The sequence below is a fragment of the Streptomyces sp. PA03-5A genome (assembly GCF_033792725.1).
Classification (GTDB): Bacteria; Actinomycetota; Actinomycetes; order Streptomycetales; family Streptomycetaceae; genus Actinacidiphila.
The window spans coordinates 454505-470805 of sequence record NZ_JARAVL010000001.1; the positions used below are offsets into that span (position 1 = coordinate 454505).

A 16301-nucleotide genomic window follows, 5' to 3' on the forward strand; every position below is an offset into this window, starting at 1 on the left:
CATGCACGTCCTCGTGGTGCACAACCGCTACTCCTCGGCGCAGCCGAGCGGGGAGAACAGGGTCGTCGATGAGGAGGTGGGGCTGCTGCGCGAAGCCGGCCACCGGGTCGAAGTGTTCGAGCGCCGCAGCGACGACATCGCCGCCTGGTCCCTGCTGCGCAAGGCCGCGGTGCCGCTGCTGGTGCCGTGGAATCCGGCGGCCCGCGCGGAGCTCGCCGGCCGGCTCCGCACCGAGCGGCCGGACGTGGTGCACGTCCACAACGTCTTCCCGCTCCTGTCGCCCGCGGTGCTGGCCGCCTGCGCCGACGCCGGCGTGCCCACCGTCGCCACGTTGCACAACTACACCCAGGTCTGCCCGCCCGGCACGCTGCAGCGGGACGGCCGGCTGTGCACCGAGTGCGTCGGGTCGGCGGCGCCGCTGCCCGCCGTCCGGCACGGCTGCTACCGGAACTCCCGGCTGGCGACGGTGCCGCTCGCGGTCAGCCTGTCGGTCAACCGGCGGCGGTGGTGGTCCGGCGTGGACCGGTTCTTCTGCATCTCCGCGGCCCAGCGCGACGTCCTGGTGCGGTCCGGCATGCCGCCCGAGCGGCTGGCGGTGAAGCACAACTTCGTGCCCGACCCGGGCGCCTGCCGAGCCGGCGTCGGCGAGCAACTGCTCTTCCTCGGCCGGCTTGCGGAGAGCAAGGGCGTGCCCCTGCTCATGGCCGCGTGGGACGAGATCGCAGCGAGCGGCGGTGTGGGCGTACCGCTCATGATCGCCGGCGCGGGGCCGCTGGAGCGAGACGTGACCGCCTGGGCGGCGGGCCGGGACGACGTGCGGTACGTCGGCCTGCTCGACCCGGCAGAGTGCCGGCAGGCCGTCGCGCGGTCGGTCGCCGTGGTGGCTCCCTCGATGGCCCTGGAGACGTTCGGCCTGGTGGTCGCGGAAGCCATGGCGGCGGGGGTCCCGACCGTCGCGGCCCGTCACGGCGCCTTCGTCGAACTCGTCGAGGACGGGGTGACCGGTCTGCTGCACCAGCCGGGCGAGGCCGCCGCGCTCGCGTCGTGCCTGCGCCGGATCACGGCCGATCCGGCCGGCAACCGGGAGATGGGCCGGGCGGCCCGGCGCCGTTACGAGCAGGGTTTCAGTCCGGCCGTCGGGCTGGAGCGTCTGGTGGAGGGGTACCGAGCCGCGATCGCGGGTCGGTCCGGCGGCGGGGACGACGTGCCGCCGGTAGGAACGGAAACGCTGGCTCGCGGAGGGGACACCCGCGCGGGCAGGGATGGGGGCAGTAGATGACACGATGCCGACTCTGCGGCTCGACGGCGCTGGCGAGCGTCGTCGACCTGGGGGCGACCCCGCCGTGCGAGAGCTTCCTCGCCGCGGACCAACTCGACGGACCGGAACCGGCGTACCCGCTGCACCTGCGGGTCTGCACCGACTGCTGGCTCGCGCAGATCCCGCCGCTGATCACGCCGGAGGAGACGTTCAAGGAGTACGCGTACTTCTCCTCCTACTCCACCTCCTGGGTGGAGCACGCGCGCACGTTCGTCGCCGGTGCCGTGCAGCGGCTGGGTCTCGGCCCCGAAGCCTTCGTGGTCGAGGTCGCGAGCAACGACGGGTACCTGCTGAAGCACGTGGTGGACCGGGGGATCCGCTGCCTCGGCATCGAGCCGTCGGTGAACGTCGGCGGCGCGGCGCGGGACGCGGGTGTGCCCACGCTCACGGAGTTCCTGAGCCCGGAGACCGGCGCGGCCGTCCGCGCGGAGCACGGCCCGGCGGACCTGGTCGTGGCCAACAACGTGTACGCCCACATCCCCGACGTCGTCGGGTTCACCCAGGGGCTGCGCGCCCTGGTCGCCGACGACGGCTGGGTCTCCATCGAGGTGCAGCACCTGCTGACCCTGATCGAGGAGAACCAGTACGACACGATCTACCACGAGCACTTCCAGTACTACACGGTCGCGTCCGCGATCCGGGCGCTGGCCAGCGGCGGGCTCACGCTCGTGGACGTCGAGCTGCTGCCCACGCACGGCGGCTCGATCCGGCTGTGGGCCCGGCCGTCCGAGGTGGCCGGCGAGCCGGCGCAGCAGGTGGCCGACGTACTGGCCCGGGAGAAGGCCGCCGGGCTGCAGGAGCTGTCGGGGTACACCGAGTTCTCCGCTCGGGTGGCCAAGGTGCGCCGGGACCTCCTGCGGTTCCTCATCGAGGCGGCCGAACGCGGCGAGACGGTCGTCGGCTACGGCGCCCCGGGCAAGGGCAACACCCTGCTCAACCACTGCGGCATCCGGCCCGACCTGCTCGCGTACACGGTCGACCGCAACCCCTACAAGCACGGCAGGTTCACCCCGGGCACCCGCATCCCGATCCTGCCGCCCGAGCAGATAGCCGCCGACGAACCCGACTACGTCCTCGTCCTCCCGTGGAACCTGCGGGCCGAGCTGGTCGAACAGCTGTCCTTCGTGCACGACTGGGGCGGCCGCCTTGTCTTTCCCATCCCGGAACTGAGCATTGTCGAGGTCGAGTCATGAAGGTCGTCCTGTTCTGCGGCGGTTACGGGATGCGGATGCGCAACGGCGTCTCCGACGACGTGCCCAAGCCGATGGCGATGGTCGGCCCGCGTCCGCTGATCTGGCACGTCATGCGCTACTACGCGCACTTCGGGCACAAGGAGTTCATCCTGTGCCTCGGGTACGGGGCGCACCACATCAAGAACTTCTTCCTCAATTACGAGGAGACGACGTCCAACGACTTCGTGCTGCGGGGCGGCAAGACCGAGCTGCTGTCCACCGACATCGCCGACTGGACGATCACGTTCGCGCAGACCGGCATCGAGTCCCCGATCGGTGAGCGGCTGCGCCGGGTGCGGCACCACCTGGACGGTGACGAGATGTTCCTGGCCAACTACGCCGACGTGCTCACCGACGCCCCTCTGCCGGAGATGATCGACCGGTTCGCCGGGCGTGACGCAGGGGCGTCGATGATGGTGGTGCCACCCCAGTCCTCGTTCCACTGCGTGGAGTTGGGCGAGGACGGTCTGGTGGGGGGCATCACCGCGGTGAGCGACCTGCCGATGTGGGAGAACGGCGGCTACTTCGTGCTCCGCCAGGAGGTCTTCGACCACATACCGGAGAACGGGGACCTGGTCGCCGACGGATGCGCCCAACTGGCCAAGCGCGGCCGGCTGGTGGCACACCGGCACCGCGGCTTCTGGAAGCCGACGGACACCGTGAAGGAGCGGGCCGCGCTCGACGACGCCTACGCCAGGGGCGACCGTCCCTGGGCCGTGTGGGAACAGGGCGCCGGAACGAGGACCGCATGATCCGGCTCAGCGCGGGGCGCCCGGACCGGATCGTCGCGGTGGGTGCGCACTGCGACGACATCGCCATCGGCGCCGGCGGCACGCTGCTGACCCTGTGCCGCGCGCGGCCGGGCGTCCGCGTCGACGCGCTGGTGCTCTCCGGCGGCGGCAGCGAGCGGGAGCAGGAGGAGCAGGCCGCGCTCGCCGCCTTCTGCCCCGGTGCCGACGTGCGGCTGACCGTGCTCAAGCTGCCGGACGGCCGGCTGCCCGCGCACTGGGAGGAGGCCAAGGCCGCGGTCGAGGAGCTGCGCGAGCGGACCGAGCCGGACCTGATCCTCGCGCCGCGTACCGATGACGCGCACCAGGACCACCGCGGCCTGGCACAGTTGCTGCCCACCGCGTTCCGCGACCACCTCGTGCTCGGCTACGAGATCGTCAAGTGGGACGGCGACCTCGGCCGACCGTCGGCGTACCAGCCGCTGTCGCCGGAGACCGCCGAGCAGAAGGTGCGGCTGCTGCAGGAGCACTACCCCTCGCAGCGGCACCGGCCCTGGTACGACCGGGAGGCCTTCCTCGGCCTTGCGCGGATCCGCGGCATCGAATGCCACGCGCGCTACGCCGAGGCGTTCGCCGTCACCAAACTCACTCTCGACCTGGGGGAATGAACCTTGCGCGTACTGCTGACCGGACACCAGGGCTACCTGGGCACCGTGATGGCCCCGGTCCTGGCGGCCGCCGGGCACGAGGTCGTCGGTCTGGACGCCGGCCTGTTCGCCGACTGCGTGCTGGGCCCGGCGCCCGCGGACCCGCCGGGGCACCGGGTGGACCTGCGCGACGTCACGGCCGATCACGTGGCCGGGGTGGACGCCGTGATCCACCTGGCCGCGCTCTCCAACGACCCGCTGGGGTCGCTGGCGCCGGAACTCACCTACGACATCAACCACCAGGCCTCCGTGCACCTGGCCCGGCTGGCCCGCGACGCCGGGGTGCGGCGCTTCCTGTACGCGTCGACCTGCTCCGTCTACGGCGCCGCCGGCGGCGGCGACCTGGTGACCGAGGACGCCCCGCTGCGCCCGGTGACGCCGTACGCGGAGTCCAAGGTGCGCGTGGAGGACGACCTGCACGAGCTGGCCGACGGCGACTTCACCCCGGTGTTCATGCGCAACGCCACCGCCTTCGGCTACTCGCCCCGGCTGCGCGCCGACATCGTGCTGAACAACCTGGTGGGCCACGCGCTCCTGTCCGGCGAGGTCCTCGTGCTCTCCGACGGCACCCCCTGGCGCCCGCTGGTGCACGCCGCCGACATCGCACGGGCCTTCACGGCCGCGCTGACCGCGTCGCGCGAGGCGGTGCACGACCGCGCGTTCAACATCGGCAGCGAGGTCAACAACGTCACGGTCGCCGAGATCGCCGGGCAGGTCGCCGAGGCGGTGTCCGGCGCGAAGGTGGTGATCACGGGCGAGACCGGTGCCGATCCGCGGTCGTACCGGGTGGACTTCTCCCGGTTCCGCGCCGCGATCCCCGGATTCGACTGCGAGTGGACGGTCAAGCAGGGCGCGCTCGAACTCGCCGACGCCTACCGGAAGTTCGACCTGACCCGGGAGGACTTCGAGCAGCGCTTCACCCGGCTCGCCGTGCTGCGCGCGGCGTCCGACGCCGGCGAGGTCGACGACACCCTGCGGTGGCGCCGATGACCGCAGTCGGCGAGGAGATGCACGCGCTGGTGGAGCGGCTGTACCCGCTGTGCCGGAGCATCACCGGCGACGGTGTGCGCGCCACCCTGGAGATCGTCGGCGAGTACGTCCCGCTGCAGGTGCACGAGGTGCCGACCGGCACGCAGGTGCTCGACTGGACGGTGCCGCAGGAGTGGAACATCCGTGACGCGTACGTCGCCGACGCCGGCGGCAACCGGGTCGTCGACTTCGCCGCGTCGAGCCTGCACGTGCTCGGCTACAGCGTGCCGGTGTCGGCGACCATGCCGCTGGCCGAGCTGCGGTCGCATCTGCACACCCTGCCGGAGCACCCGGCCTGGGTGCCGTACCGCACCAGCTACTACAAGCCGGAATGGGGATTCTGCCTGGCGCAGGAGACCCTGGACGCGCTGCCAGACGGCGAGTACGAGGTCCGTATCGACTCCACGCTCGCGGACGGTCACCTCACCTACGCCGAGCACGTGGTCCCCGGGCAGGTCCCCGACGAGGTGATCGTCTCCTGCCACGTCTGCCACCCGTCGCTGGCCAACGACAACCTGGCCGGCATCGCGGTGGCGACGTTCCTGGCCCGCGCGCTGGCACAGGAGACGCCGTACTACACCTACCGGTTCATCTACGCGCCCGGCACCATCGGGGCGATCACCTGGCTGGCCCGCAACGCGGAGCGGGTGGACCGGGTCAAGCACGGGCTCGTACTGGCCTGCGCCGGGGACCCGGGCCGGCTGACGTACAAGCAGAGCAGACGCGGTGACGCGGAGATCGACCGGGTGATGCGACATGTCCTGACCACCTCCGAACGGCCGCACCACGTCAAGGAGTTCACCCCGTACGGCTACGACGAGCGGCAGTACTGCTCGCCCGGGTTCGACCTCGGCGTGGGATCGCTCAGCCGGACCCCGTACGCCGGCTACCCCGAATACCACACCTCGGCGGACAACCCGGACTTCGTCTCCCCGCAGGCGATGGCGGACACCCTCGCGGTCTGCCGCGAGGCGTTCGCCGTGCTCGACCGCAACCGGCGGTACGTCAACCTCAGCCCCTACGGCGAGCCACAGCTGGGCCGGCGCGGGTTGTACGACTCGCTCGGCGGCCGCAGCGACGCGCAGCAGGCCCAGATGGCCATGCTCTGGGTGCTCAGCCTCTCCGACGGCGAGCGCAGTCTGCTGGACGTCGCCGAACGGTCCGGGCTGCCGTTCGACACCGTCGCCGCCGCGGCCGGCGCCCTGCACGACGCCGGGCTGATCAAGGCATGACACCGATGACCACCGAGGGGGAGAATCCGCGGACGACGGCGCCAGCGGCCCGGTCCGCCAGGCGGGCCCTGGTCGGCCGGCTGTCCTGGGGACTGGCCGACCAGGCGGCCTCCAGCGTGAGCAACTTCGTGGTGGGCGTCTACGTGGCCCGCTCGCTGGGGGTGACCGCGTTCGGCGTGTTCAGCCTCGCCTGGGTGACGTACGGCGTGGTGCTCAACGTCTCCCGCGGGCTGGCCACCGATCCGCTCGTGGTGCGCTTCAGCGGGGTGCCGGACGCGTCCTGGCGCGGGGCGGTGGCCCGGTCGACGGGTACCGCACTCGGCGTCGGTGCGGCCATCGGCGCGGCGTGCCTGGTGGCCGGGCTCGGCCTCGGCGGCCGGGTGGGGCCCGCGTTCGCCGCCCTTGGTGTCGTGTTGCCGGGGCTGCTGCTCCAGGACGCCTGGCGGTTCTCGTTCTTCGCCGCCGGCACCGGGCGGAAGGCGTTCGTCAACGACGTCGTGTGGGGAGTCGCCCTCGTCCCGGCCATGGTGGTGGCGGCCCGTGCGGGCAGCGTGGCGGCCTTCGTGCTCGCCTGGGGCGCGTCCGCCACGGTGGCGGCCGGGTACGGCTACCTCCAGTCCGGCATCCGGCCGCGGCTGACCGAGGCGCGCGGGTGGCTCCGCGAGCAGCGCGACCTCGGCTACCGGTACCTGGTCGAGAACGTCAGCCTCAGCGGTGCGAGCCAGCTGCGGGCGTACGGGCTCGGCGCGATCGTCGGGGTGAGCGCGGTGGGTGCGGTGCGGGGCGCAGAGCTCCTGCTCGGCCCGTTCCTGGCGGTGCTCATGGGGCTCTCGCTCGTCACCGTCCCGGAGGCGGCCCGGGTGCTACGGCGGGCCCCGCACCGGCTCGGCACGTTCTGCCTCCTGCTGGGCGGGGGGCAGGCCGCCGCCGCTCTGCTCTGGGGCTCGGCGCTGCTGCTGGTCCCCGGCCGTCTCGGCGAGCTGTTGCTCGGCGGAGTCTGGCACTCCGCCTCGCAACTCATCGTGCCGGTCACCCTCGGCGTCGCGGGCGCGGGCCTGGGCACCGGCGCGGCGGCCGGGCTGCGCGCGCTCGGCGCGGCCCGGCGCAGCCTGCGCTGCCAGCTGTTCGCCTCCGCCTGCTACGTCAGCGGCGGGCTCGGCGGGGCCGCCGCCGCCGGCACGGTCGGCTCGGCCTGGGGCGTCGCCGCCGCGACCGTCGGCAGCTCGGCCGTGTGGTGGCTGCAACTGCGGTCCGCCCTGCGCGAGCACCACCGCGATCCCATCCCCGAAGTGAGGACCTCATGACCGCCCAACCCAGGCTGAGCATCGGCCTGCCCGTGTACAACGGCGAGGAGTACCTGGCCGAGTCGCTCGACGCCCTGCTCGGCCAGACCTACGAGGACTTCGAGCTGGTCATCTCCGACAACGCCTCCACCGACGGAACCCAGGAGATCTGCCGCAAGTACGCCGCGCGGGACTCGCGCATCCGGTACCTCCGCCTGACCCGGAACATCGGCGCCGCGCCGAACCACAACCACGTGTTCACCGAATGCCGCGGCGAGCTGTTCAAGTGGGCCTCGCACGACGACCTGTACGCCCGGGACCTGCTGCGGCGCTGCGTGGAGGCGCTCGACGAACGGCCGGACGTGATCCTGGCGCACGCCGACCAGGCGGTCATCGACGCCGAGGGCAAGGTGAAGGTCCCGTACGAGTACACGCTCGCCACCGGCTCGCCGCACGCGCCGGAGCGATTCCGCAGCATGCTGTTCGAGCCCGGCGGCGACGACTTCTACGGGGTGATGCGTGCCGACGTGCTGCGCCGGGTGAAGCCGCACGACAGCTACCACCACGCGGACCGCACGTTCGTCAGCGAGATCGGCCTGCACGGGCCCTTCCACCAGGTGCCGGAGCTGCTGTACTTCCGCCGCGACCACCCCACCCGCGCCGAGCGGGCGAACCCTTCCAAGCGCTCCCGGTGCGTCAACCTGGACCCGCGCCGGGCAGGCCTGCTGCACCCGACGCCCCGGCTGCTCGCAGAGTACGTCTGGGGCTTCGCCTCGGCGATCCGGCGCGCGCCGTTGTCCCCGGCCGACCGGCGTGCGTGCTACCGCCACCTGGCCGCCTGGATGACCAGCCGGGTCCGGCCGGGCGCCGGCGAACGGGTCGAGGACCGCGCCCCGGTCGACCCGGGTCTGCTCACCGTCTCCGTCGACGCCCTCGTCGCCGGCCGTGAGGGGAGGCGCACGTGACGGCCACGGCCGGGGCCCCGGTGCGCGTCGGGGTGTTCGGCCTGCTCGGCTCGGGCAACCTCGGCAACGACGGTTCGCTCGAAGCCGTCCTCGGGTACCTCCGCGCCGAACACCCGGACGCGGTCGTGGACGCGCTGTGCGGCGGACCCGAGACCGTGACGACCCGGTTCGGGATCCCCGCGACGCGGCTGCACTGGTACCGCGGGGAGTACCGGACCGCCTCGCGTGCGGGCGCGGTCGCGGGGAAGGGCCTGGGCAAACTCGTCGACGTCTTCCGCACCGCCGCCTGGGTGCGCCGGCACGACGTGGTGATCGTCCCGGGCATGGGCGTCCTGGAGGCCACGCTGCCGCTGCGGCCGTGGGGCTTCCCGTACTCGCTGTTCCTGCTCTGCGCCAGTGGCCGGCTGCTGCGCACCCGGGTGGCGCTGGTCAGCGTCGGCGCCGCGACGATCGGCGACCGGCCGACCCGGGCCCTGGTGCGCTGGTCGGCGCGGCTGGCCGCCTACCGGTCGTACCGGGACGCGCAGTCCCGCGAGGCGATGCGGGCGATGGGCGTGGACACCGCGCGCGACGAGGTCTACCCGGACCTCGCCTTCGCCCTGCCGACGCCAGGGTCGGGCGGACCCGGCAAGCTCTCGGACCCGTCGGCGCCTCAGGGCCCGGTCTGCGTCGGCGTCATGGACTTCCACGGCGGCAACGACGATCGTGCCCGGGCCGACGAGATACACCGGCGCTACCTCGACGGGACGATCCGGTTCGTCCGCACGCTCGTCGAGGAGGACCGGGCCGTCCGGCTGCTCACCGGTGACCAGTGCGACACGTCGGTGGTCGCCGCGATCCTCGACGCGGTGGACTCGCCGCTGGTCACCGCCGCCGAGCCGTCCTCACTGGCCGACCTGATGAAGGAGATGGCGGCTGCCGACACCGTGGTGGCGGCCCGCTACCACAACCTGATCTGCGCGCTGAAGACCGGTACGCCGGTGCTCGCCCTCAGCTACGCGGCGAAGAGCGACGCGCTCATGGCGGAGATGGGCCTCGGCGCGTACTGCCACCCGGCGCGCGAGGTCGACGCCGACCGGCTGCTCGAACAGTTCCGTGCCCTGGAGAAGCGTTCGGCCGAGCTGCGGCGGACCCTGACCGAGCGGAACCTGGCCGCCGCCCTGCGGCTCCAGCACCAGTTCCACTCCTTGACCGCGGCCCTGTTCCCTGCGGCCGGCCACCCCCACACCTCGCGGAAGGCCCCATGAAGGCGACCCAAGTCCCGGAGATCACCGGCGCGTACCTCTTCGAACCGACGCCGTACGCCGACGAACGCGGCTTCTTCTGCCGCACCTTCGACACCGACGTGGTCCGCTCGGTGGGCCTCGACCCGGACGCCTTCGTCCAGGACAGCCTGTCCCGCTCGGTCCGGGGCGTGCTGCGCGGCCTGCACCTGCGCTCCGGCGCCGGCGAGGCCAAGTTGGTGCGGTGCTCGTACGGGAGGATCTTCGACGTCGTCGTGGACCTGCGGCCGGACTCGCCGACGTACCGCAACCGGGCCACCTTCGAGCTGTCCGGCGAGACGCAGGTGTCCCTGTACATCCCGGCGGGGTGCGCACACGGCTTCCAGGCGCTGACCGACACCGCCGACACCTCGTACCGGATCGACCGCCCGCACGATCCGGCCGAGGACGTGACGATCGCCTTCGACGACCCGGAGCTCGCCATTGCCTGGCCGCTGCCGGTCACATCGATGTCCCAGCGGGACCGGGAGGCGCCGAGCCTCGCCGAGGTCCTCAAGCACCTGGAAAGTTGAGGTCGGCGTGTACACCGAAGACACCGGAGAGTTCCTCCTGCCCCGGTCGCGGATGGCGAACGAGCGGCTGCACGCCATGATCCCCGGGGGCGCGCACACCTACGCCAAGGGCGACGACCAGTACCCCGAGAACCTGGCTCCGGTCATCAGCCACGGCCACGGTGCCCACGTGTGGGACGTCGACGGCAACCGCTACGTCGAGTACGGCTCCGGCCTGCGGTCGGTCAGCCTCGGCCACGCCCACCCACGCGTGATCGAGGCGGTGCGGCGGGAACTCGACCGCGGCAGCAACTTCGTCCGGCCGTCCATCGTGGAGGTCGAAGCCGCGGAACGCTTCCTGGCCACGGTGCCGACCGCCGAGATGGTGAAGTTCGCCAAGAACGGCTCGGACGCCACCACCGCCGCGGTGCGCCTCGCCCGCGCCGCCACCGGGCGCCCGCGGGTGGCCCTCTGCGCCGACCATCCGTTCTTCTCCGTCGACGACTGGTTCATCGGCACCACGCCGATGTCCGCCGGCATTCCGGCGGCGACCAACGAGCTCACCGTGGCGTTCCCCTACGGGGACCTGGCCGCCACGGAGGAGCTGCTCACCCGGTACCAGGGCGAGGTCGCCTGCCTGATCCTCGAACCCGCCACCCACACCGAGCCGCCGCCGGGGTACCTCGCCGGCCTGCGCGAGCTGGCCGACCGGCACGGCTGCGTACTGATCTTCGATGAGATGATCACCGGCTTCCGCTGGTCCGAGGCGGGCGCCCAGGGCCTGTACGGCGTCGTCCCCGACCTCTCCACGTTCGGCAAGGCGCTGGGCAACGGATTCGCCGTCTCCGCGCTGGCCGGGCGCCGCGACCTGATGGAGCGGGGCGGGCTGCGGCACCCCGGCGACCGGGTGTTCCTGCTGTCCACCACGCACGGTGCGGAGACGCACTCCCTGGCGGCCGCGATGGCCGTGCTCACCACCTACGTCGAAGAGGGCGTCACCGCGCGGCTGCACACCCTGGGCGAGCGGTTGGCCGCCGGTGTCCGCGACGCCGCGGCCGCCATGGGCGTCGGCGACCACATCGTCGTCCGGGGCCGGCCCAGCAACCTGGTCTTCGCCACCCTCGACGAGAACCTGCGGCCCTCGCAGGAGTACCGCACCCTGTTCCTGCACCGGCTCCTCGCCGGCGGGGTGCTGGCCCCGTCGTTCGTGGTGAGCAGCGCGCTCAGCGACGCCGACATCGATCACACCGTCGACGTGGTGGCCGGGGCATGCGCGGTGTACAGGAAGGCACTGGACGCCGCCGACCCCACCCCCTGGCTGACCGGACGACCGGTGAAACCCGTGTTCCGCCGCCGGGCCTGACAGGGCGTCAGCGACGCTCCAGCCGACCGGCGCCGGCCGTCCCGTCGGCCAGCCGGTCGGCCATCCGGTCGACCAGCCAGGCGGTCGCCGGTACCACGGCCAGCGCGGTGCACCCACCGCCGAGGGCGTCGGTCGGGTAGTGCGCGCCCAGGGCGACCTGCGCCCAGCCCATGGCGGCACCGGCGACCAGCGCCGCGGCGAGCACGAGTGACGTGCCGGCTGTCCTGCGGAGGCCGAGCCGGTCGGCGGCGAGCAGCGCCACCACCAGGGCGAGCGCGGTGGCGAAGGCGGTGTGCCCGCTCGGGTAGGACAGGTTCGCGCCGTGGATGGTGCGTCCCACCACGGACTTGAGCAGCGTCGTCGTCCCCACGGTCAGGCCCGCGCCGGCGACGACGAGCACCGCCGCGCGAGGACGCCGAAGCAGCAGGCAGCCCGTCACGGTGGCCACGAGCAGCATCACCGCTCCCCCGGGCTCCCCCAGGAAGTCCGTGGCCAGAGCGACGTTGTGCCACGGCGCCCGCGCACCGTCCACTGCCGCCATGATCCGCGTGTCCACCGCGCTGGGCTCGCTGTCGCCCGCGTACCGGACCCCGAGCACGAGGACCATCAGCGCCGCGAGGGCCGCGATCGGCCCGAGCCACCCACGCAGCGACGGAGGCAGCGCCGCGGGCCCCGGCCGGCGGTTCACCCGCCCACCGGGTGGTCCGGACCCGCGCCGCGGGCCCCTCCGTGGCGGCGGTCGAACCGGACACCCCGCACACCGTCGCAGACCATCCGGCGGATGCCACGCACCTCGCCACCGCCCGCCGGCATGGCCGGGATCGTCAGTCGCACGGGCTGCGCACGGCTCGACCGGGCACGATGACCAGCACGTCGAGCGTGAACGGAGCCGGGCCGACGTCCGGGCCCGCTGCGGCCTTCGGCTCCTGCCGGCGCCAACTCCCCACCAACGACCCCCCGTCGTATCCGGCGTGGCCCTCGCGGGAGCCACCGGCCCGTGCGGCCCACCCTAACCAACAACGCGGTCGCGGCACACCGCCGTCGGAGCGTCCGCGCGTCAACATTTGGCGAACTCCGGGGGGTGGCGTCACCCTCCTGCCGGCCCCGACGTGGGCCGGGGCCAACGTCGTCCGCTCAGACGGCCTCTCGCACCGGCTCCAGGATCGCCACGCACTCCACGTGGTGCGTCATCGGGAAGAGGTCGAACGCACGCATCCGCCGCGGGGCGTACCCGGCCGCCGCGAAGTAGCCGAGGTCGCGGGCGAGGGCGGCGGGGTCGCAGGCGACGTAGGCGATGCGGCGGGGGCCGAGGGAGGCGACGTGCTCCACGGTGGCGCGGCCGGCGCCGGTGCGGGGCGGGTCGAGGACGACGAGGTCGGCCTCGGTGATCCCGGTGCGCGGCAGTACGGACTCGACCTTGCCCTGCTCGATGCGGACGCGGTCGAAGTCGGCCAGGTTGTGCCGGGCGTCCTCCACGGCGCGCTTGCCGGACTCGATGCCGAGCACCGCGCCGGTCTCGCCGACCCGCTCGGCGAGGGCGCCCGCGAACAGGCCCACGCCGCAGTAGAGGTCCAGGGCGGTCTCGCCCTTGCGCGGCATGAGGCCCTGCATGACGGCCTCGACCAGGAGCCCGGGGGCCTGGGGGTGGACCTGCCAGAAGCCGCCGGAGCCGACGCGCCAGGTGCGGTCGATCGCGCGCTCGCGCACGAAGCCGCGGCCGTGCACGCGGTGGACGCCGTCCTGCTCGTCGACGCGCAGGACGGAGACGGGACGGTCCAGCTCGACCAGGGGGAGGCGGCCGCCGGGGCGGGGGGTGAGGATCACCTGGCGGTCGGAGGAGCCGGTGGCGGCGATGGCCTCGACCGAGGCGATGCCCGACCAGTCGCGGGACTCCACGCCCAGCTCGCGGACGCCGGGGGCGGCGATCAGGCAGCGGTCGACGCGCTCGACCTCGTGCGAGCGGTGGCGGCGCAGGCCCGCGTGGCCGTCGGCGTCCACGGCGTACTGGACGCGGGTGCGCCAGGCCGGGACCTCGCCCTTGGCGACCTTGTCGCCGGGGGCGGGTTCGACGGTGCCGTCCCAGCCGGCCTCCTCGGGGGTGAGGTGGGCGAGCCGCTGGAGCTGCTCGGTGATCACCTGCACCTTGAGCCGCCGCTGCGCGCCGGGTGCGGCGTGCTGCCAGTCGCAGCCGCCGCACTTGCCGGGGCCGGAGAACGGGCAGGGCGCCTCCACGCGGTCCGGGGAGGCCTGCAGGACCTCCACGGCGTCGGCGCGCAGGAAGCGCGAGTCCGGGCCGCCCTCGGTGATCTCGGCGATGACCCGCTCGCCGGGGAGCGTGTGCCGGACGAAGATCACCTGCGGCCGGTCGTGGCCCGGCAGGACCGTCCTCGCGATGCAGTGGCCGCCGTGCGCCACCGGGCCGACCTCGACCTCGTAGCGCTCGCCGACGAGGGCGTCGGCCTCAGGGGCCTTCGTACGGTGCTGCATGACGGAACAGGCTCCTGGGGGCAGGGGGCGGGGAAGGACGGCAGCTCACCAGTCTACGGCCCGCCGCCGCCCCGGGTTCACGCCCGCCCGCTGGGCTCCCGGTGCCGCTTGGACGGCCCTGCCTCGCCGCGGCGCACGGAGCCAGGCGCGTTCCACTCGGCGCCCTTGCGGGCCCGCTGCTTGGCGCGCTCGGAGGACTCCAGCTGCCAGGGCACGGAGGTGACCATGACGCCGGGGGTGAACAGCAGCCGGCCCTTGAGCCGCAGCGCGCTCTGGTTGTGCAGCAGGTGCTCGTACCAGTGGCCGACCACGTACTCCGGGATGAAGATCGACACGACGTCGCGCGGGCTGCTGCGGCGCAGGCTCTTGACGTAGTCGATGATCGGCCGGGTGATCTCGCGGTACGGCGAGTCCAGCACCTTCAGCGGCACCTCGATGCCGCGGCGGTGCCACTCGGCCTGCAGCGCCTTGGTGTCCGCCGGGTCCACGTTGATGCTGAGCGCCTCCAGCGTGTCCGACCGGAAGAGCTTGGCGTACGACAGGGCCCGCAGGGTGGGCTTGTGCACCTTGGAGACCAGGACGATGGAGTGCACGCGGGAGGGCTTGACCTCCTCCTCGCTGCGCTCCTCGGCGGCCGCGAGTTCGCTGGAGACCCGGTCGTAGTGGCGCCGGATGGCCGTCATCATGCCGTAGAAGAGGACCATGCCCAGGACGGCGACCCAGGCGCCGTGCGTGAACTTGGTCAGCAGCACGACGACGAGGACGAGCCCGGTGAAGAAGGCGCCGAAGGTGTTGATCGCCCGGGAGCGGACCATGTGGCGGCGCACGGCGGGGTCGGTCTCGGTCGCCAGGTGCCGGTTCCAGTGCCGGACCATGCCGATCTGGCTGAGCGTGAAGGAGACGAAGACGCCGACGATGTACAGCTGGATCAGCCGCGTCGAGTCGGCCCCGTAGATGTAGACCAGTACGCACGCGAAGGCGGCGAGCAGCACGATGCCGTTGCTGAAGGCGAGCCGGTCGCCGCGGGTGTGCAGCTGGCGCGGCAGGTAGCGGTCCTGGGCGAGGATCGAGCCGAGCACGGGGAAGCCGTTGTACGCGGTGTTGGCGGCCAGGAAGAGCACCAGCGCCGTGGCCCCGGCCAGGAAGATGAAGGGGATCGACCCGTCGCCGAAGACGGCGGAGGCGACCTGGGCGATCACCGGGTCCTGGGTGTAGCCGGGGCCGACCGGCTTGCCGTTCACCAGCAGGTCGGCGGCCGGGTTCTCGGCCATGCGGACGTTGGTGTTGAGGGCGAGCGCGATGATGCCGCAGAACATGGTCACGGCGAGGACGCCCATCAGCGCCAAGGTCGTCGCGGCGTTCTTGGACTTCGGCTTGCGGAAGGCGGGCACGCCGTTGCTGATCGCCTCGACGCCGGTGAGCGCGGCACAGCCGGAGGAGAAGGCCCGCAGCAGGAGGAAGACGAGCGCGAAGCTCGCGAGTCCGGTGTGCTCGGCCTTGATCGTGTAGCCGGCGGTCGGCGCGTGCATCTCCTCGCCGATCGCGATCCGGAAGATCCCCCAGGCCAGCATGCAGAAGACGCCGAAGACGAAGGCGTAGGTGGGGATGGCGAAGATCGTGCCCGATTCACGCACGCCGCGCAGGTTCATCAGCATGAGCAGGACGATCATGCCGATGGCGCCCAGCACCTTGTGCTCGACGAAGAACGGCACGGCGGAGCCGAGGTTCTCCACGCCGGAGGCGACCGACACGGCCACGGTGAGGACGTAGTCGACCAGCAGCGCGCTGGCCACGGTGAGCCCGGCGCGCGGGCCGAGGTTGGTCGTCGCGACCTCGTAGTCGCCACCGCCGGAGGGGTAGGCGTGCACGTTCTGCCGGTACGAGGCGACGACGGTGAACATCAGCACGACGACCGCGACCGCGATCCAGGGGCTGAAGTGGTAGGCCGACACTCCCGCGATCGACAGGACCAGGAGCACCTCTCCGGGCGCGTACGCCACGGAGGACAGCGGGTCGGAGGCGAAGACGGGGAGCGCCAGCCTCTTCGGGAGGAGCGTCTCTCCGAGCCTGTCGCTGCGGAGCGCCCGCCCGATCAGGATCCGTTTCGGAAGGTCGGTCAGTTTGGACACCCCGCGATGTTAGAGGATCGTCAAGATTTCCGATCCCCCGCCCACCTATCAAGG

At 72.7% G+C, this 16301-nt stretch carries 14 protein-coding genes; 11 read left to right on the plus strand and 3 right to left on the minus strand.

The window, feature by feature from the left end; translation table 11 throughout:
• Window position 1: 1 nt before the first annotated feature.
• From PV410_RS02035 to PV410_RS02085, 11 genes are read left to right on the plus strand one after another with little or no spacing between them, the layout of a single operon-like run.
• Entirely contained in the window at window positions 2-1279 is a 1278-nt protein-coding gene (locus tag PV410_RS02035) for a glycosyltransferase family 4 protein (RefSeq protein ID WP_500321884.1), read from the plus strand.
• Window positions 1276-2511, plus strand: coding sequence for a class I SAM-dependent methyltransferase (locus PV410_RS02040; protein ID WP_500321885.1), 1236 nt, complete (start codon window positions 1276-1278; stop codon window positions 2509-2511). The genes PV410_RS02035 and PV410_RS02040 overlap by 4 nt, the downstream gene beginning before the upstream one ends.
• Entirely contained in the window at window positions 2508-3302 is a 795-nt protein-coding gene (locus tag PV410_RS02045; protein WP_500321887.1) for a sugar phosphate nucleotidyltransferase, read from the plus strand. Before PV410_RS02040 ends, PV410_RS02045 begins: the two co-directional genes overlap by 4 nt.
• Window positions 3299-3946 carry a PIG-L deacetylase family protein gene (locus PV410_RS02050; RefSeq protein WP_500321888.1) on the plus strand — a complete coding sequence of 216 codons (648 nt, stop codon included), beginning with the start codon at window positions 3299-3301 and terminating at the stop codon, window positions 3944-3946. Before PV410_RS02045 ends, PV410_RS02050 begins: the two co-directional genes overlap by 4 nt.
• Before the next feature lie 3 nt (window positions 3947-3949).
• Window positions 3950-4975, plus strand: coding sequence for an NAD-dependent epimerase/dehydratase family protein (locus PV410_RS02055; RefSeq protein ID WP_500321890.1), 1026 nt, complete (start codon window positions 3950-3952; stop codon window positions 4973-4975).
• Entirely contained in the window at window positions 4963-6246 is a 1284-nt protein-coding gene (locus PV410_RS02060) for a DUF4910 domain-containing protein (RefSeq protein WP_500321892.1), read from the plus strand. The genes PV410_RS02055 and PV410_RS02060 overlap by 13 nt, the downstream gene beginning before the upstream one ends.
• 5 nt (window positions 6247-6251) lie before the next feature.
• On the plus strand, window positions 6252-7550 hold the full coding sequence (locus PV410_RS02065) for a hypothetical protein (protein WP_500321893.1): 1299 nt from the start codon (window positions 6252-6254) through the stop codon (window positions 7548-7550).
• Window positions 7547-8494: a glycosyltransferase family 2 protein gene (locus PV410_RS02070; protein WP_500321895.1), complete on the plus strand. Its 948-nt coding sequence runs from the start codon at window positions 7547-7549 to the stop codon at window positions 8492-8494. Before PV410_RS02065 ends, PV410_RS02070 begins: the two co-directional genes overlap by 4 nt.
• A complete protein-coding gene (locus PV410_RS02075) occupies window positions 8491-9741 on the plus strand; it encodes a polysaccharide pyruvyl transferase family protein (protein ID WP_500321897.1) in 1251 nt (416 codons plus the stop codon). Before PV410_RS02070 ends, PV410_RS02075 begins: the two co-directional genes overlap by 4 nt.
• Window positions 9738-10289, plus strand: coding sequence for a dTDP-4-dehydrorhamnose 3,5-epimerase (gene rfbC / locus PV410_RS02080; protein WP_500321898.1), 552 nt, complete (start codon window positions 9738-9740; stop codon window positions 10287-10289). The genes PV410_RS02075 and rfbC overlap by 4 nt, the downstream gene beginning before the upstream one ends.
• 7 nt (window positions 10290-10296) lie before the next feature.
• On the plus strand, window positions 10297-11631 hold the full coding sequence (locus PV410_RS02085; protein ID WP_500321900.1) for a glutamate-1-semialdehyde 2,1-aminomutase: 1335 nt from the start codon (window positions 10297-10299) through the stop codon (window positions 11629-11631).
• Window positions 11632-11638: 7 nt separating this feature from the next.
• Here the strand turns inward: PV410_RS02085 and PV410_RS02090 are convergent, their stop codons facing one another.
• The 3 genes from PV410_RS02090 to PV410_RS02100 form a co-directional block, all read right to left on the minus strand.
• Complete coding sequence (locus tag PV410_RS02090; RefSeq protein ID WP_500321901.1) at window positions 11639-12319, minus strand: phosphatase PAP2 family protein; 681 nt, start codon at window positions 12317-12319, stop codon at window positions 11639-11641.
• A 446-nt stretch (window positions 12320-12765) separates the two neighbouring features.
• Window positions 12766-14118 carry a class I SAM-dependent RNA methyltransferase gene (locus tag PV410_RS02095; protein WP_500321903.1) on the minus strand — a complete coding sequence of 451 codons (1353 nt, stop codon included), beginning with the start codon at window positions 14116-14118 and terminating at the stop codon, window positions 12766-12768.
• A 77-nt stretch (window positions 14119-14195) separates the two neighbouring features.
• Window positions 14196-16247: an APC family permease gene (locus tag PV410_RS02100; protein WP_500321904.1), complete on the minus strand. Its 2052-nt coding sequence runs from the start codon at window positions 16245-16247 to the stop codon at window positions 14196-14198.
• Window positions 16248-16301 lie beyond the last annotated feature (54 nt).